The 17425-nt window shown below is 53.2% G+C and carries 9 protein-coding genes; 8 read left to right on the forward strand and 1 reads right to left on the reverse strand.

The window, feature by feature from the left end:
• Window positions 1-86: 86 nt before the first annotated feature.
• Window positions 87-311: a hypothetical protein gene (locus FRY97_RS22320; protein ID WP_170254555.1), complete on the reverse strand. Its 225-nt coding sequence runs from the start codon at window positions 309-311 to the stop codon at window positions 87-89.
• A gap of 170 nt (window positions 312-481) precedes the next feature.
• On the opposite strand from FRY97_RS22320, the gene FRY97_RS08845 reads away from it, so the two are divergent.
• The 8 genes from FRY97_RS08845 to FRY97_RS08880 all read left to right on the forward strand — a co-directional run bounded on the left by FRY97_RS08845 (window position 482) and on the right by FRY97_RS08880 (window position 17353).
• A complete protein-coding gene (locus FRY97_RS08845; RefSeq protein WP_147167093.1) occupies window positions 482-6586 on the forward strand; it encodes a T9SS type A sorting domain-containing protein in 6105 nt (2034 codons plus the stop codon).
• An 89-nt stretch (window positions 6587-6675) separates the two neighbouring features.
• Complete coding sequence (locus FRY97_RS08850; protein WP_044222649.1) at window positions 6676-7032, forward strand: hypothetical protein; 357 nt, start codon at window positions 6676-6678, stop codon at window positions 7030-7032.
• A 416-nt stretch (window positions 7033-7448) separates the two neighbouring features.
• Window positions 7449-7883, forward strand: a complete 435-nt coding sequence (locus FRY97_RS08855; RefSeq protein ID WP_170254556.1) for a quercetin 2,3-dioxygenase — start codon at window positions 7449-7451, stop codon at window positions 7881-7883.
• A 594-nt stretch (window positions 7884-8477) separates the two neighbouring features.
• Window positions 8478-9635 (forward strand): hypothetical protein, encoded by a 1158-nt coding sequence (locus tag FRY97_RS08860; RefSeq protein ID WP_147167095.1) that lies wholly within the window; start codon window positions 8478-8480, stop codon window positions 9633-9635.
• A complete protein-coding gene (locus tag FRY97_RS08865) occupies window positions 9632-10681 on the forward strand; it encodes a nucleotidyltransferase family protein (protein ID WP_170254557.1) in 1050 nt (349 codons plus the stop codon). The genes FRY97_RS08860 and FRY97_RS08865 overlap by 4 nt, the downstream gene beginning before the upstream one ends.
• Window positions 10682-10954: 273 nt before the next feature.
• Complete coding sequence (locus tag FRY97_RS08870; protein ID WP_147167097.1) at window positions 10955-13399, forward strand: ATP-binding protein; 2445 nt, start codon at window positions 10955-10957, stop codon at window positions 13397-13399.
• A 47-nt stretch (window positions 13400-13446) separates the two neighbouring features.
• A complete protein-coding gene (locus FRY97_RS08875) occupies window positions 13447-14166 on the forward strand; it encodes a LytR/AlgR family response regulator transcription factor (protein ID WP_147167098.1) in 720 nt (239 codons plus the stop codon).
• Between the two features lie 244 nt (window positions 14167-14410).
• Entirely contained in the window at window positions 14411-17353 is a 2943-nt protein-coding gene (locus tag FRY97_RS08880) for a T9SS type A sorting domain-containing protein (protein ID WP_170254558.1), read from the forward strand.
• Window positions 17354-17425 lie beyond the last annotated feature (72 nt).

Consider the following 17425-nt stretch of genomic DNA (forward strand, 5'->3'; position numbering starts at 1 on the left):
GTTTTTCTGGCGTTGGTACTTTAACCTTGGGAGCTTTATCCTTTATTCCGGTGTTTTGGTGTTCCTGGCTCTGCCTCTGCTAAGGCTTAGGCTGGCCTGTGGCAGGATGTGGATGAGCCCATCCGTGCCCCTCCGTACAGCAAGCTGTCGCCCCCCAGGAAGACCAAGCTTCGCCCCTCAACCTCAACCTCAATCTCAATCTCAACCTCAACCTCAATCTCAACCTCAACCTCAATCTCAACCTCAACCTCAACCTCAACCTCAATCTCCCTACCCTCCCTAAGCCCCTCCAAAGCAGCTTTGTATTGCATAAAAACCTAATAAGATATTTTGAGAGTTGAGCTGTAAGTAGCTGTAAAACAAATTGTTAAAGTATTTAAGAGTTTCAAAGTATTGTATCGCTACGCTAATATGCTGTGTTTTGCGACTGTAGTCGTTTTGACCAAATATTATACGTCAAACAGAAAAAGCACAGACAAATATGTACTTACTCCAAACTCTTTCGTACGCTCGTACGACCGGCAAACTCCTTCTTTTATTCTTGTTGCTCACCCTTGGAGCCCGGCAGGGTTTCGCGCAGTACGGTGGCGGAAATGGTACTTCGGGCAGTCCGTATTTGATATCAACTGCAGCACATTTAGTAAGTTTATCGCAAGATCCCAATGACTGGGCGCTGCACTTTAGACAAACAGCCAATATTAACCTGAATGGTGTGTCCCTTAATGACATAGATTTCAGCGGTGTCTACGACGGTGACAACTTCACGATTTCCAATTACACCATAACCGGTACTTCGAACGACAAAGGCTTGTTTAGTGAGCTCGTTGGATCGGCCACAGTGCAGGATCTGACCCTGAATAATTTCAATATCTCCGGTGGCGTAAGGGTCGGTGGGTTGGCAGGAAAAGCGAGCGGAGGTACGACCATTGATAACGTAGATGCTACAGGGGTCAGCATCGATGGCAATTTTGATAGCGGCGGGCTGATTGGAGAATGTGGTGGATGCACGATACAAAACTCCACTGTGGATGCAACAAGTATGATAGATTGCGGCAATACGGGTGGTGGAATCGTGGGCAAATCAGTAAGTAGTGCTACCTATACCAACTTATCGAGTAGTGCACAAATGACGGGGTCCAGTTTGGGTGGAATTGTAGGCAACATTTTTAACAACCCCACCTTTACCAATTGCAGCAGTGCCGCAACGATAAGCAATAGTTCGGACCGTTTGGGCGGGATTGCCGGTAAATGCACAGATACGCCCTCCTTTAGCGGCTGCTCCTTTTCGGGCTCTATATCGGGTACCTGGCACTGCGGCGGCATTATTGGCCGGGTGGAAGGCGGTACAGCCACGATAACGAATTGCAACAATTCAGGCAGCATAACGCAGACCGCCGATGAGGGTGGCGGTATCATCGGGACCACAGACGGGACTGCGAATGTCAGCACCTCTTATAACACGGGCAGCATCAATGCCAATTGGAAATCAGCCGGTATCATCGGAAGAGTCAATTCAAACAGTACGGTCACGATTACGGAGTGCTATAATTCAGGTACTATAACATCGAACGCAAATCAGGCCGGTGGCATAGTCGGAACCTCAACCGGCGTGTCGAACATTATCGAATCGTATAACACCGGCAGCATCACTTCCAGTGCCAATTCTGGTGGTATTATCGGGAGAGTGGAAACTCCTGCTTCCGGGCATTCCAGCCTGACCGACTGCTATAATACCGGTGCGATCGACGGAGGATGGTCGGCGGGTATAATTGGTGAGGAAACGGATGGAGGTGCCACAACGGTTGTGAATTGTTACAACGCAGGGACCGTTGACAATGATTCATCGGTTGGAGACCTTGTGTCTAAAGGTGGTTCTGCAACCGTCACTGCAACTAACTGCTTCTACGATGAGCAGGTCAATACCGCTTTCACGAGCCAAACTATAACCGGAATAACTGGCAAGACCACCGCCGAGATGAAGGACTACACCACCTTCACTGCCGCCGGCTGGGACTTCGTCAGCGAGACCACCAACGGCACCGCTAATATTTGGGACGCCGACCAATTGGGCACCGTTAACAACGGCTACATGATACTCCGCTGGCAGGCAGGTGCGGACGATGACTTAATTTACACTTACTCCGGTGGGGCAGGAACGCAAGGCGACCCCTATCAGATTGCAACCGCAGCCGATTTGATTGCTTTGTCAGGCATAAGCGAGGATTGGGATAAGCACTTTAGGCAGACTGCTAATATTGACTTCGGTGCGGACGAGACTGCAGTAGACTGGGATAATGATGGTAGTCCGGACGGTGCCAGCCCTGCCGGTTTTTCGCCTATTGGCAATTTTGCAACCGAATTCACCGGCTCTTACGATGGAGATGGTAAGACCATTTCTAATCTATTCATCAATCGGTCGGGTTCCTTTTATTTAGGGCTATTTGGGCGGGTGAGCCTTTCTGGCGGAGGAATATCAGATTTAGGATTGCTTAACGCAGATATAACGGGAAATTCATTTGTCGGTGCTATAGTTGGTTTTATTGCCTCCAGTTCGACCGGCAGCGTTAGTGGTTGTTACAGTACAGGTAGCGTTGTGGGAAGCAATAATCAGATTGGAGGATTAGTTGGCTCAGTTGGGAATAGCCCGACCTCTAGAATAGAGAATTGCTATTCCAGGTGTAGTGTGAACGGCGGCAGCAGGGTCGGAGGCTTGGTCGGCGTAATAGAGGCTGTTAATACTACTACAGCTATATCGAATTGCTACAGCACTGGTGCTGTAACAGGAACAGGAGATGATGTAGGAGGCTTGGTAGGCGCGAATATAAATGGCGGCATCACCACCGACTCTTTCTGGGACACGCAGACCTCCGGCCAGGCAACAAGCGCCGGCGGCACCGGCAAGACCACGGCGGAGATGAAGACGACCTCCACTTTTTCGGTTGCCGGGTGGGGCAATTCAGTATGGTATATGGATCCCGGTACGAACGATGGCTACCCCAACTTGCAAGGCAATGGAACACAGATACCACTACCATCTCCTTACAATGATGGTGCCGGCGCTGGCACGGAGATGGACCCCCACCAAATCGCAAGCGTAGAGGACCTGATCTACCTGTCGCAGACTTCAGCAGACTGGGGGCTGCACTTTATACAGGTCGCTGATATCGACTTCGGTGCGGATGAAACAGCGGTAGACTGGGACAATGATGGTAATCCGGACGGTGCGAGCCCTGCCGGTTTCTCGCCTATTGGCAATTCAACCGAATTCACCGGCTCTTACGATGGAGATGGTAAGACCATTTCTAATCTATTCATCAATCGGCCAGCATCGGGTAATGTAGGGCTATTTGGGCAGGTGAGCCCTTCTGGCAGAGGAATATCAGATTTAGGGTTAATCAATGTAAATATAACGGGAGATTTCAGAGTCGGTGCTTTAGCTGGTTGGTTGAAAGGTGGTAACGCCAGTGGTTGTTACAGTACAGGTAGCGTTGAGGGAACCCAAAATTCTGTTGGAGGGTTAGTTGGCGCTACAAGTAATACTACTATTACGGCAATTAGTAATTGCTATTCCACGTGTAGTGTGACAGGAAGCACCGAGTGTGGTGGTTTGGTCGGAGTAAACAATATTGAAACCACTATATCGAACTGCTACAGTACGGGTACTGTCACTGCTTCCGGTGGCACTCCTGTTGTCGGAGGCTTGGTAGGAGACAATAATTTTGATATCGGCACCATCACCAACTCTTTCTGGGACACGCAGACCTCCGGCCAGGCAACAAGCGCCGGCGGCACCGGCAAGACGACAGCGGAGATGCAATCGTACGCAACCTTCCAAAGTGCGGGCTGGGACTTTGTCTCGGAGACGGCCAATGGCACAGCTGATGTATGGGACATGGACCAGGAAGGGACGGTCAACAACAGCTACCCCATCCTGAGTTGGCAGCCCGGGGCAGACCTCCGCACACAGAAGTACGGTGGCGGAAATGGTACTTCGGGCAGTCCATATGAGATTCATACTGCCACCCACCTCATTGAGCTGTCGAACAACAGCGGGGACTGGGATAAGCACTTTATTCAGACTGCTAATATCGACTTCGGTGCGGATGAGACAGCCGTAGACTGGGATAATGATGGTAATCCGGACGGTGCGAGCCCTGCCGGTTTCTCGCCTATTGGGAATAGTAGTACAACCAAATTCACCGGCTCTTACGATGGAAATGAGAAGACCATTTCTAATCTATTCATCAATCGGGCGGTTGTAAATGGTATTGCGCTATTTGGCTATACTGAACTTTCCGGTGTAGGGATATCAGATTTAGGATTGCTTAACGCAGATATAACGGGATTTGCATTTGTCGGTGCTATAGTTGGTGATCTTTCCCCCGATGCGACCGCTGGTGTTAGTGGTTGTTATAGTACAGGTAGCGTTGATGGAGCATCGAGTATTGGAGGGGTAGTTGGCAGTGCCGGGAGCAGTTTCGGTACTGGCAGTATAATAGAGAATTGCTATTCCAGGTGTAGTGTGAACGGCTCCACCAGGCTCGGTGGTTTGGTCGGAACACTATATATTGGTTATACTATATCGAATTGCTACAGCACTGGTGCTGTAACAGTAACAGGAATAGGAGATAATGTAGGAGGCTTGTTAGGTCTAAGCTTTGGCGGCACCATCACCAACTCCTTCTGGGACACGCAGACCTCCGGCCAGGCAACAAGCGCCGGCGGCACCGGCAAGACGACTGCGGAGATGAAGACGGCCACCACTTTCACGGATGCCGGGTGGAGCACCCCCTGGTACCTCGATGCGACAGAAAACAACGGCTACCCCAACCTTTCAGGAGTAGGGCCTCCGCTGGCAAGTTACGGCACGGACCTGACGATTGTCTCTACTGGTGGCGGCACACAGGATACAGACTGGGCTGTAAACGGAGGGATGCTCTATGGGGTATCTGGCGGAGCGGTGAGTGTTAATGCCAGCGATTTGAACAACCAACTGTCAACTGGCGATCTGGAGCTCTTTGGCAACGGCCTGACGGTAAGCGAAAATATCGCACCGGGCAGTGGTACGCATACCCTCACGCTTGGTTTTTCCAACGGGGTAACGGTATCTGCAGGCAAAGGTATTGACCTCGGCGGCAGCCTGGTCAATAACAGCCCGCTGACGCTGACCTCCACCTCTACCAGCTACTCCAGCCTGAAGGTACTGGGTACGATCACCGGCACCGGCAGCATCAGCTACGAGCGCTACACCAATGAGGTGGGCATGGGCAGCTCCGGGGGCAACGACCTGGTGGGCACGCCATTCACGGGTCAGCCTTTCGGCCCTTTTGCCGCTGCCAATACGAATTTAGCGGCTTCCGGCAGCCTGCGGGCATTCGGCCCCTGGGACAACACGGGCACCGGCTTTATCAACTATGATGTGACGGCCAATGCGGGCACCACGCTTACACCGGGCACCGGCTACCGGGCGGCGACTACAGATGGCTCACCCGTGATCTTCACCGGTACGGTACAGACCGGCAATGTGACGGTGAATATCACCGATGCTGCCAGTCAGTGGAACGCCGTGGCCAACCCCTACCCGGCTTATCTGAGCATGGCGGACTTCCTAAACTACGACCACGGCGGAGGCGTGACCAACCAAAGCCTGATGGTAGAGAGCGCCGCCGGCATCTACGGCTACGATGGCAACAGCACCGATGGCTGGACCGTCATCACGCTGGCGAATGCAAGCACGAGCCTGATGGCGCCCGGTCAGGGCTTCTTCGTAGCGGCAGACGCTGCGGATATTGATGCCTACGATCTAACGTTTACGCCTACGATGATGCGCACGGGAGACAGCGACGACTTTATCAGTGGTTTCGCGCCGGTCCAAACGCCGGTTTACTTCAAACTGCAGGCCTTCACCGACAGCCGCAGCTACGGCACAAGCATCTACTTCAACGAAGCGTCTGCTACAGGGCTGGACGTAGGGTACGATGCGGTGCTATGGGGCGATGCCATCCCGGACTTTGCGGTGTACACCCATCTGGTATCGGAAGACGAAGGGGAGCCCTTCGCCTTGCAGTCCCTGGGCTTATCCGACCTGGATGACCCGGAGCTGGCCATCCCGCTGGGCCTGGAGGCCGCCGCCGGCATCCCGCTGACGCTTGCGATTACGGAAGAGGAACTGCCTGCGGGCATAGAGGTGTACCTGCTGGACTCCCTGAACGGGGAGCGCACGCTGCTGAGCGGGCTGCCGTACACCTTCACGCCGAATGCAGCGCTGAGTGGCGCGGGCCGTTACTACCTGGTTTTCAATGAGGGGCAGGTTGTCAGCACCTCCTCAGAGACGGATGGTGGCGATTTAAGCGCGCTGGTCATCTACGCCCCACAGTACCGGGAGGAGCTGGTCATAACCGGCGAGCTGCCGGGCGCGGCGCAGCTGTCGCTTTTCGATGTACAGGGCCGTAAGCTGCTGGGCCGGGCACTGTCGGCGGGCACTACGCAGCAAACGGTCGCTACGGGCAATCTGCCGGGCGGCATCTACCTGGTGCGCATAGAGAGCCCGCAGGGCGTACGTGCCGAACAGCTGTTTATCCCGTAGAGGATTCCCCCTTAATATTTCTTCCCCCGGTGCAATACGGCGCCGGGGGGATCCAACTCATATCCATCAACGAATACAAATTTAAGGTCATGAATATTGACAATAAGCATAAAGACGCCTCAAAGGCACCCTTAATCAGCCGTCAGGAGGCGATCCGGAAGCTGGGCAAATACGCAGCGGCTACTGCAGCAGGGACGTTTCTGGTGCTGAGCCCGAAGCAGGCGCAGGCGAACTCTCCGGTCCCCGACCCCGGTGGCGACCCGTTTGGGGGTAGTGGCCGGCCTGGGGGCTATAGCCCTTCGGCACATGAATTTGAGACGGACCGTGGCCGTGGTGCTATATGGGGCGATGACGGTAATGCAGCCGATACCTATCGCAACCGCTCGCGGGGCGGTCAGCGCAGCGGTATCTGGGGCAGCTCGGATACGGAACGGCGCAGCCGGTAGGAGGGACCTGCTTGGGCATTGGCTTGGGGGGGCTGGTGTTTTGGGTTCTGGTTTTCTGGTGTTTTGGTGTAGCTAAGGCTGCGCCCAGGGCAGGATGTTGATGAGATCATCAGGGGCCTTCCGCAGGAAGACCAAGCTGCGTCCCTCAACCTCAACCCTCAACCTCAACCCTCAACCTCAACCTCAACCCTCAACCTCAACCCTCAACCCTCAACCTCAACCTCAACCCTCAACCCTCACCTCAACCTCGGTCAACTCCCCGTTACAGACCAACCATAGCCTGCCTCCGTATTGGGATACAGCAAATAAATTACTCCAATGTATTGTGTTGGGAGTATTCTTTGAGTGTAGGAGTAAGCTTGCGCGGACCTCCCACACCTTCCTAACTTATTATCAAAAAATACAAAGACATGCAAATGAACCTATCTCCCAAAGTGCTCAAAAAGGGCGAAGGGGAACTCTTGAAAGTGCTACAGGATAACATTACGGTGAAAGTAGATGGCAGAGACACCTACGGACAGTTCACTGTGGTGGAAACCAACAATGAGGTGGGCGCCGGCGTACCGCCTCACTACCACGAACGCGAAGACGAGTGTTTCTACATCATTGAGGGTGAAGCGGAGTTTACCGTAGGGGGCGAGACGTTTACTGCCAAGACGGGTGATACAGTATTCGGTCCCCGTAATGTACCGCACAGTTACCGTTTTCTGAAACCCACAAAAATGCTGACCACTATCAGCCCTGCAGGTTTTGAGCGTATGTTTCGTGAGGTGCATAATATGGAAGATCAGTCTGACTATGGAGCAGTGGAGCGTATTTTTAACAACTACGGCGTTTATCTGGTGAGATAAGCTCAAATGGATGGGGCGTGAACCAAATTGTCGCAGGCGTTTATGCTTTCCGGGCTCTAGTGCCTCAAGCCATAAATCCTTGCCACCCCAAGTTTCGTTCTTTTCCGCCTACTCTTCGTTGAAGAACCTTGGGCTAAAGTCGCGAACCTTCGCCTTGATTAGCCGGAAAACAACTTCAACTTAAGTATCAGAGATTTATGGCTTAAGGCACTAGGCTGGCATTGGCCTAGCGCTGCGAAGGGGGGGCGAAGGCCAGACCCGACGCCCGTAGGGCGAGGGGCCGAGCGGACAGCGAGCCCCGCAGCATAGCGGCACCTGCCCGCTGGCAGGGGCAGGCCCCTATCCTTACGGAGGGGGCAAGCCTCATCCCAAAAAAACGACAATCTGGTTTGCGCCCAATGGATGAGCGCAAAAAGAAACAGCTCCGGTTTCGAGTTTTCCGGCAGGTACCCGGAATCCTTGAGGAGCTAAAGGTACCTTTTTCATAGTGGGCAGAGTGTGGCGGTTAAAAATAATGCTGCGCTCTGCTTTTTATTTTCCAGAGTGTCTGTGCTGTTTGGTTTTTTTTCTCCCGAGCCTTATTTTGAGTGAGATATGGACTCAACTGAAGTTTACAACAGCCCTTTTAATGCCCCATCAATGGTTTGTCCGGTTGGTAGCGATTGGCTGCTATGGTTTGAAGCCCTCAACCGATATGTCATTTTGTCCCCACCACAAAAGGCAGTACTGGATTTATACTATGCCGTGGAGGGAGATGCTGAAACCTTTCGCCAACTGCTGCTGGAAGGAGCCAACTGGCAGCAGGGGCAGGCCCTAGAGGCACAACGAAACATCAGCGCCCTCCTGCAAGAGGTTGCAACTTCACCAGGAAGCTTGCCCATTGCTCCGTCTGTTGCGTACGAGGAGGGCTCCTTTGCGGTTCGGCAGGATTTTCAGCTGGGCAGCCGGCATGTACGGGTGGAAGGGCAGGAAAAGGGTGTGCTGGAGCTTCTTTGTCCCGCCCTGGCTCATCATTCCATTTCTGCAACCGGCACCGCCGATGTCGTCTTCCAATTGCAAAAAGCATTGGGGCATCTCTATCTGTACAAAAATGGCGTGCTCCTGCAGGCCGTACCTGAACAAGACTATCATTACATCACCGGTAAATTCCTCATGCACATCATTGTTGCGCAGCATCAGGTACCGGAGGCGGGCTGGATTGGTACACTGCACGCCTCCACGGTAGTCCGTCGTGGTCAGGCGATTATGCTTACCGGGCAGTCGGGGCAGGGCAAAAGTACCCTGTCTACCCTGCTTTGCAGCGCCGGCTATCGGCTACTGGCTGATGATATTACACCACTAAGGGCGGATAACCTCGAGCTTGGGCACAACCCAAGCGCGGTTTCCGTAAAAGCAGGGGCCTTTGATATCATTGGGCGCTACTTTCCCGGGTTTAGGGATTTGCCCGAAATCTATCTCAATGCTTTCAAAGGGAAAGTCAAATACCTTCCCCTGCCTGCCCTGGTTGAGCCAAGCTACCCTTGCCGGCATTTGGTGTTGGTGCAGTATCAGCCCGGTGCTAAGGCAAGGCTGCAGCCGGTAGCGCCGTCCGTGATCCTGAAAGAGCTGATCCCGGATTCCTGGATTGCTGCCGACCGGGGCCATGCAGTTGCATTTATGGAATGGCTCAGCAGCCGGCGTTATTATCAACTGGCCTACGGGCAGTTGGAAGATGCACTGCCCTTGCTCAATGCCCTTACCTCTGCGCGATGAATGACACCCTAATACATTACCGGCTCATCGCTGCACTGCTCAACCCCGCTGAAGATGGTGCAAAAGCGGCCCAATTGTTGAAGGGGAATGATTTTCATTGGGAGCGGCTGGTATATATCGGCAGTAACCAATTGGTTATCCCAGCACTCTATTTACAGATTCAGCGTAAAGGGTTGCTATCTTATTTCCCGGATGACCTACTGGCCTATATGGAGGAAATCACCCGGGCCAACCGGGAGCGTAACCTGATCATTCTGGATCAGATGCAGCGGCTTTCAGCCTGTTTCACCGCTCATGAGGTGGTGCATGTATTTTTAAAAGGCGCAGCAATGCTTGGTGGAGGCTTTTATACGGACCCCGCTGAGCGGATGCTGCGGGATATTGACATCCTCATTGCGCCCAAAGATCAACAAAGGGCTTATGCGTTGCTCAAAAAACAGGGATATGAAGAAGTACTCGCCGGAGGGCTGCAGTACAAGACTTTTGCGGATTATATAAAAGCCAAACACCTGCCAGCTATCTGCCATCCGGATGAGGTCGCCACCGTTGAGTTGCACAACTACCTTCATAATACCTTTCAGCGTGAACGGCTAAAAACAGAGCGCGTTATAGGTAACCGGGTGAATGGCGGCATCGCTCTGCCCGCGCCGGAGGATTTGCTCCGGCATAATATTTACAACTGGCATATCAATGACTTTGGAGGGGTAAAGCTAGAGGTGCATTTCCGGTCAGCTTACGATACCCTGCTATTGCTGAGCATTGAGCCCGGTTTGAACAATGTTTTAGAGGAAACCCCGGCGGCCCGGCAGTACTCGGCCCTGTTGAGCGTTTTTTTTGACAGCTTGCCGGGCGGGAAGAGCGGATGGCGTCAGCGCATCATGGTGTTTAAGCTGCAGCACCCAAAGGTGGATCTTGCCTGGCACACGCTGGTTTACGGGAGCGTTCGTTTTTGGCAGTTGCTACCGGATCGGATGCACTTATTTTTCCGGGAAGGCGGTTACCGAAGGCGGGTTTTGGAGGTATTAAAACGCAGCGAGATGAAATAGTCTAAATGCCTGAAAAGCATAAGACAATGCTTTTTTATAGGGGCTTATTTGAACATTTAGGAAAAGCAATTGTAAATTGTCAGCTGACAGTAACTATGGCAATGCTGAGTTTTTTGAATGCTCGTCTCCCTGTGTAGACGGGCGGTGTATTCACAGGGGTGCCGGAGCTAGGGATATCAGAGTTTATTGGGGAAAGTTTTGGCATTAAGTTTAGAGCCCGGTTCCTCCAAGCCTCTGGAATGCGCATGGCTTCCTGCAAAAAAACTTAACGCCATGTTTCACCTGACAAACGGAGATGCTGAGGAAGTTGCTTTGGGAAAAAGGCAGGGGGTAGCACTGCTGAAACCCGAAGCCGCGCTCAGTTTATTTTTGCTTTTACTGCTCGCCTTAGGGCCGAGGGCAGCAATATATGCACAAGCCGACAATCAGCGGTTTATCGATAGTATGGAAGTCGTGCTGCGGCAGGCAGCAGGTGTGGGGGAGCAGATAGCGGCCTGCAAGGCGGTTATCGATCAGACACTGCAAAGCAATCAGCCGCTAGCTAAACATTATATAGAAGAGCTTCAGCTTTTGGCGGTGGCCGCAGCAGATACGGCTACGCTAGCTTATGTGCAGGAAAAAGAGGCGAGCTTATCCTACCTTAGGGCTGATTATCAACAGGCCAGCGAAGCTTTTCAGAGCGCTTGCCGGTATTATGAAGCCGTAGGCTTGTATGCGCTGTCCATTATGGCTTGCACTAAAAGCGGCGTGATGCTCAGCCTAATGGGCAAACAGGCTGACGCCGGCGCGGTCTATCGAGCGCAACTGGCAAAAGCTCGGGCACAGCAGCTAAAGCCACAGCAAGCTTATATCAACAATCAGTTAGGTACGCTCTACCACTATCAGGGCATTTCGGATTCTGCGATTATCTACTATGACATCAGTGCGGAAATGTACAGCGAGCTGGCAGATACAGCCAACCTGCTGCGCCCACTTTTCAATAAAGCGGTGCTGTTGAAAAGGAGCGATCCGGAGGAAAGCCTGGCCACTTACAAGCGCGTGTACGATATTCGAGAACGGCAAGGGGCTATACCGGAAATGATCAAAACATTGCAGGCCATTGCTGACGTTCAGGAAAACAATAACGAGCTGGTCAACGCTTTTCAGAGTTATCAGCAGGCCTACCGTTTGTGCAAGGCCTATGACAATAAGATCGAGCTGCCGAATATCCTCACAGGCTTGGCAAGCCTTAAAATGGATCAGTATGACTATGAAGAGGCTTTAACCTATGCAGCGGAAGCGGTAAAGGCAGCACAAGTTGCTGGGCAAGCGGCAAGCTTGCTCAATGCTTTGTCTACTCAAGCCTCGGCCTGGTATTATCTAGGGGATAATAAACAAGCGCTTAAGGTACTGGAGGAGGTGCTGAGTAGCGCTGCCGCTACGGGCTTTCGGGCATTCTCTGTACAGGCATGGGTCAAGCAGGCCCTTATCCTTACGGAAATGGGGCAGCCCGAACCAGCCGGTGAGGCGCTGCGAGAGGCAGAAGCACAATTGGACAAGGGCGTAGGAAAGGAGCATTTGCTTTTTTTTAAACAGACTAAAGCCCTTTGGGCACTCCGTATTGGGCAATATGATGAAGCGTCAACGCTGGCCCGCGAGTCTTATCAGTCTTTTATGGAGGTAAAGCGTTATGGGGACGCGCTGAGGGCATTGGAAGTGCTGCTGGAAGCCTACGAAGGCAACCGGGAATACCCACAGGCGATAGCCCTGCTCGGGGATTACCGTTGGCTAGCCGATACCGTCAACCAAATCCGGAGTATCACAGACTTAAAGGTGCAAAACCAAGAGTTCGAGTTTGAGCTGGAGAAGCAGGAGCTGCAGGCAGAGCGGGCTAAGCGGGAGGCTGTGCTGCAGGCAGAGTCAAGCCGTAACCTGACGATCGCGCTAGCTGCTATATTACTTGGGCTGATGGGCGTGGTTTTTGCCTTCTATTCACGTCGGCAGCGGCAGATTATTCAGCAACAGCGGGATGACTTGGAGGGGCTCAATCAAACTAAAGATCAGCTGTTTTCCATCTTGGGGCACGACTTGCGCGGGCCAGCTATGGGCTTCCGGGGCATCGCTAAAAAAGTGAACTACCTGCTGGGAGAGCAGAACTACGAGGGGCTGCAGAAATTTGGGCGCAAAATTGAAGAGGATGCGGGTCAGCTCCTGCACCTCGTGGAAAACCTCCTGCATTGGTCCATCAATCAGCAAAAGGGGCAGCAACATCGCCCGGTGGACATCCACCTCCGGCGGGCCGTACAGGATACCCTGGCTTTCTTCATCATCCGGGCAAGTGCCAAAGGGGTCGCCCTCGATGATAGTGAGTTGCAGGATATACACTGCCACTGCGACCGGGACATGTTGGGCGTCATCCTCCGCAACCTGCTGGATAACGCCATTAAGTTTACGCCCGAAGGCGGGCGGGTCAGGGTATGGACGGAGCAGGATGGGCCTGCGCATGCCTTGCTCTGTGTGGCAGACACCGGGCCTGGATTGCCCGCAGCCATCATAGCGCAAATAGAAGCAGGGGAGGGCTTGAAAACCTCCACACCGGGTACTGCACAGGAAAAAGGCTTTGGGCTGGGGCTGCAGCTGGTTTTTTCCCTGGCCCAGGCCAATAAAACTCCGGTGGGCTGGCGCAGAAGCGAGGACGGTGGGGCGCTTTTTACCATCCGTATCCCGTTGGCAGCTTAAGCAGGGGGGCTTATCCTAATTCCCATTTACCAATAACCCTTTTGTCTATGTCAGGTAAGCCGGTTGATATTCTGATTGTTGAAGACAATTACTCTTTTGCACTCGAGCTGGAGATGCTGCTCAAAGAATTGGGGTATCACAGCATTGCCCATCTGGAAGAGGGTGAGCAGGCCCTGCAGTGGATACAGCAGCGCCCGCCCGACCTCATCCTTATGGATATGCACATCAAAGGGCCCTACCTGGGGGTAGAAATTGCCGAGCAAACGGCCCACCTCCGGGTACCTACCTTATTCATTTCCGTGGCTCACGGGGCGCTGTACGAAAGGGCGCAAAAGCTGCCCGGCACGATTGGCTACCTCGTCAAACCGGTACATCCCATCACCCTGCAGTCGGCCATAGATCTGGCGCTCGCAGGGGTGAGCCGGAAAGAAGAGCGCCCGCTGGCGCTGCCTGCTGATACCTTAGTGCTCAAACAAGACCAAACCTACTACAAAGTTGGCGTGCAGGAAGTCCTGTATGGGCACTCCGAGGGCAACTATGTAAGGGTCTGCACCCTCTCTGGGTTTTATCTCATCCGTTCTTCCCTAAAGAGCTTTCTGATGATGCTGCCGCCCCGGGGCTTTCTCCGGGTTCATCGTCAGTATATTGTTGCCCTGGAGCACCTGCGCGCTGCCAATTTTATGGAAGGTGTCGTTCAAGTAGGGGGGCATAGTATCCCATTGGGGGAGCGCTATATGAAGGGGCTGCAAGACTTGCTGAAGGGCTGAATGGCCCTTTTGTTGTTCAATGGCGGTTTACCGCCTTCTGTTTTATCACAGCATACGCCCCGTTCGCAACCCCTTCTGCCGGGTTCGTCACTTATCTTCCGAGCACATACCCTGTGCATCTAATTTAGGGATCAATACTTGGCGATTTGACCAGCGCCAAAGTGTTTCAAAAAATGATGCTATGGGTACTCCTACACTATTTAACATTCGGGTGTTTCATCTAGTCTTGATAATCGTTTTGATTATGCTGGCCCCGCCCACGGTATGGGGGCAGGTACAACTAGGGAATGACATCGATGGCTCGGCTGCCGGGGTGCAAGCTGGCAATGATATTTACGGAGAGGCTGCCAATGATTTTTCAGCCGGTAATGGCGTTGGCCAATCGTTAGTTTCCATTTCTGCGGCTGGGGATCGGGTGGCCATTGGGGCACTGTTCAATGATGGCAATGGTGTTGATGCCGGACATGTACGGACCTATGACCTTACATCGATCACACAGAAATACGGCGGTGGCCTGGGCACAGCCGCCAACCCCTACCTGATTGCCACCACGGATCACCTCATCGAGCTATCGAACAGCAGCGGGGACTGGGGCAGCCACTTCCTGCAAACGGCCGACCTGACATTTGATGCCACCGAAGGCAACGTCGATTGGGACGGAGATGGCACCGTGGGCGATGCCGCCGGCTTCTCGCCTATTGGGAATGGTACGACAAGATTTACGGGTACCTACGATGGGGGTGGGCATACGATTGCGAATTTGTACATCAGTAGGGGCGTGGAACCTAATGTCGGACTGTTTGGAGAAATAAATGGTGCTAGATTGCATGACCTTGGCCTAATAGCTGTCGAAGTGACAGGATTCGATTATGTAGGTGGTTTAGTAGGGTCTGGAATTTCTAATGATTCTATATCAGTATGTTACAGTACAGGGTCTGTTGTAGGAACGGGCTATGAAAGTACCACGGGTGGGCTGATTGGTGGTTTTTATTCAGGAACGATCGAAAGCTGTTACAGCAGTTGCATGGTAATCGGTGGCACTCGCGTAGGTGGATTGGTAAGCCGATTAAGTGTATCAACTGCCAATCTTAAATTCAGCTATAGCACAGGACATGTGACAGGTGACCTTATAGTAGGAGGCTTAGTCGCTTCAAACAACGGCGCCGTCACTGACTGCTACAGCACAGGACAGGTAACAGGCAGTTCTTTCGTAGGGGGCTTGGTCGGCATGAACAGCGGCACCATCACCGCCTGCTTCTGGGACGAGGATACCTCCGGCCAAGCCACAAGCGCGGCTGGAGAAGGCAAGAGCACTGCCGAGATGAAGGACCTCTTCACTTTCTCGGGGGCAGGCTGGGGCGACCCCTGGCATATTGATTTTGCGCAATCTGAAAACAGTGGGTACCCCAACCTCAATAGCATTGGAGTGCCGGTTGTGGCAGGCAGCCGGAGCCTTGGCATCGTGAATACCGGTGGCGGCACAGAGGGGGTTAACTGGGGGATGGCCAACGGCATCATGTATAGCCTTCAGGACGATCCGGCCTCAGTCAATGCTTCCGATGTGGGCAGTAAATTGGGCGGCAGCCACCTGGAGATAGTAGGCAGCAGCCTGGACGTTAACGGTACGGTAACTTCCGGCTCTTCAAATATCCTTTATCTGAACGTGGAAACCGGAGGCACTATTCAGCCCGGTGCTGCCTTGGATTTAGGCGGCGGGCTCTACCTCGTGGGCAATACCCGACTGACGCTGACCTCCTCTTCCACGAGCTACGCCAGCCTGATTGTGGACGGGGCCCTTACCGAAAACTGTGGTGGAGATTGTATCACTTATGAGCGCTATACCAATCAGGTGGGCACGGGTACAGCCGGTGGAAATGACCTGGTAGCCTCTCCTTTCTGGAATCAATCGTTCAGCGAATTTGCAGCAGCGAACACCAATCTGGCAGCCCTCAATGACCTGCGTGCCTTTGGGCCTTGGGATAATACCGCGCCTGGTTTCATCAATTACAGCGTCACAACCGATGCCAGTACCATAATCAACCCGGGCAGAGGCTATCGGGCGGCCACCAAAGCTGATGCACAAGATAGACGGCTGGCTTTTACCGGGGATGTCAATCGGAGCAATGTATTCCGCTCCATCACAAATGGCAGCGCCAGCCAATGGAACCTGCTTGGCAACCCTTATCCGGCTTACCTCAGCATGCAAGATTTCCTCACACAGAATGGACATCTATTCAACAGCAATGCAGTTGCCATCTATGGGTACAATGGGCAGAGCACCGACTTTTACGAAGAGATCAACAATGCGGTATTGCTTGCGGAAGGCGATCGGCTGATGGCCCCGGGGCAGGGCTTTTTCGTAGCTGCGGCGGAAGAGTGCACTGATCAAAACCCTTGCAATGTGCAGTTTTCGACCAGTATGATGCGCACGGGTGATGGAGATGACTTCATCAATGGTATAACCCCAAATGACCCACTTCCTTATTTAGAGTTGAAGGCCATCACCGCCACCCAAAGCTTTGGCACCCGGATTTACTTTAATGCAGCTTCTACGGCAGGGCTTGACCCTGGCTATGACGCCGCCCTTTGGGGGGAAGCTTTGCCAGATTTTGCCCTGTACACCCATTTGGTGGCAGCAGGCGAGGGGGTACCCCTTGGCATACAATCGCTGAACCTGACTGACCTCGAAAACCCACAGTTGGCCATACCGCTTGGGATAGCATCCAAATCGGGTATCCCACTTACGCTGGCCATTACAGATGCACAGCTGCCCATGGGGCAACAGGTGTATCTCTTAGATTCCCTGAGCGGAGACCGGCATCTGATATCCGGCTTGCCGTACACCTTTACGCCCAATACTGACTTAAGCGGCAGCGGCCGGTATTACCTGGTCTTCGCCGGGGAACAAGTGGCCAATGCTTCCCACGATGAAAAAACGGCTTCCCTGGAGTCATTGGTAATCTACGCTCCCAGAAACCGGGAAGAGCTGGTCATCATGGGCAGCCTTACGAGCGCTGCGCAGTTGTCCCTTTACGATATGCAGGGGCGGTACCTGACTGGAGCTGCCCTCTCTATGGGAGTAAGGGAGCAAAGATTGCCGCTAAGGCAGCTGCCGGGTGGCGTTTATCTGGTACAAATTGTAAGCGGCCAGGGCGTAAGGGCCGAACAGATTCTCCTTGTAAAATAAGGCACCGATTGAGGGCGCAAACCGGATTGCCGTTTTTCTGGGGGCCTGCTCCTGCCACAGGGCAGGAGCCGC

Source organism: Phaeodactylibacter luteus (assembly GCF_007993045.1).
In the GTDB taxonomy this organism is placed as follows: domain Bacteria; phylum Bacteroidota; class Bacteroidia; order Chitinophagales; family Saprospiraceae; genus Phaeodactylibacter; species Phaeodactylibacter luteus.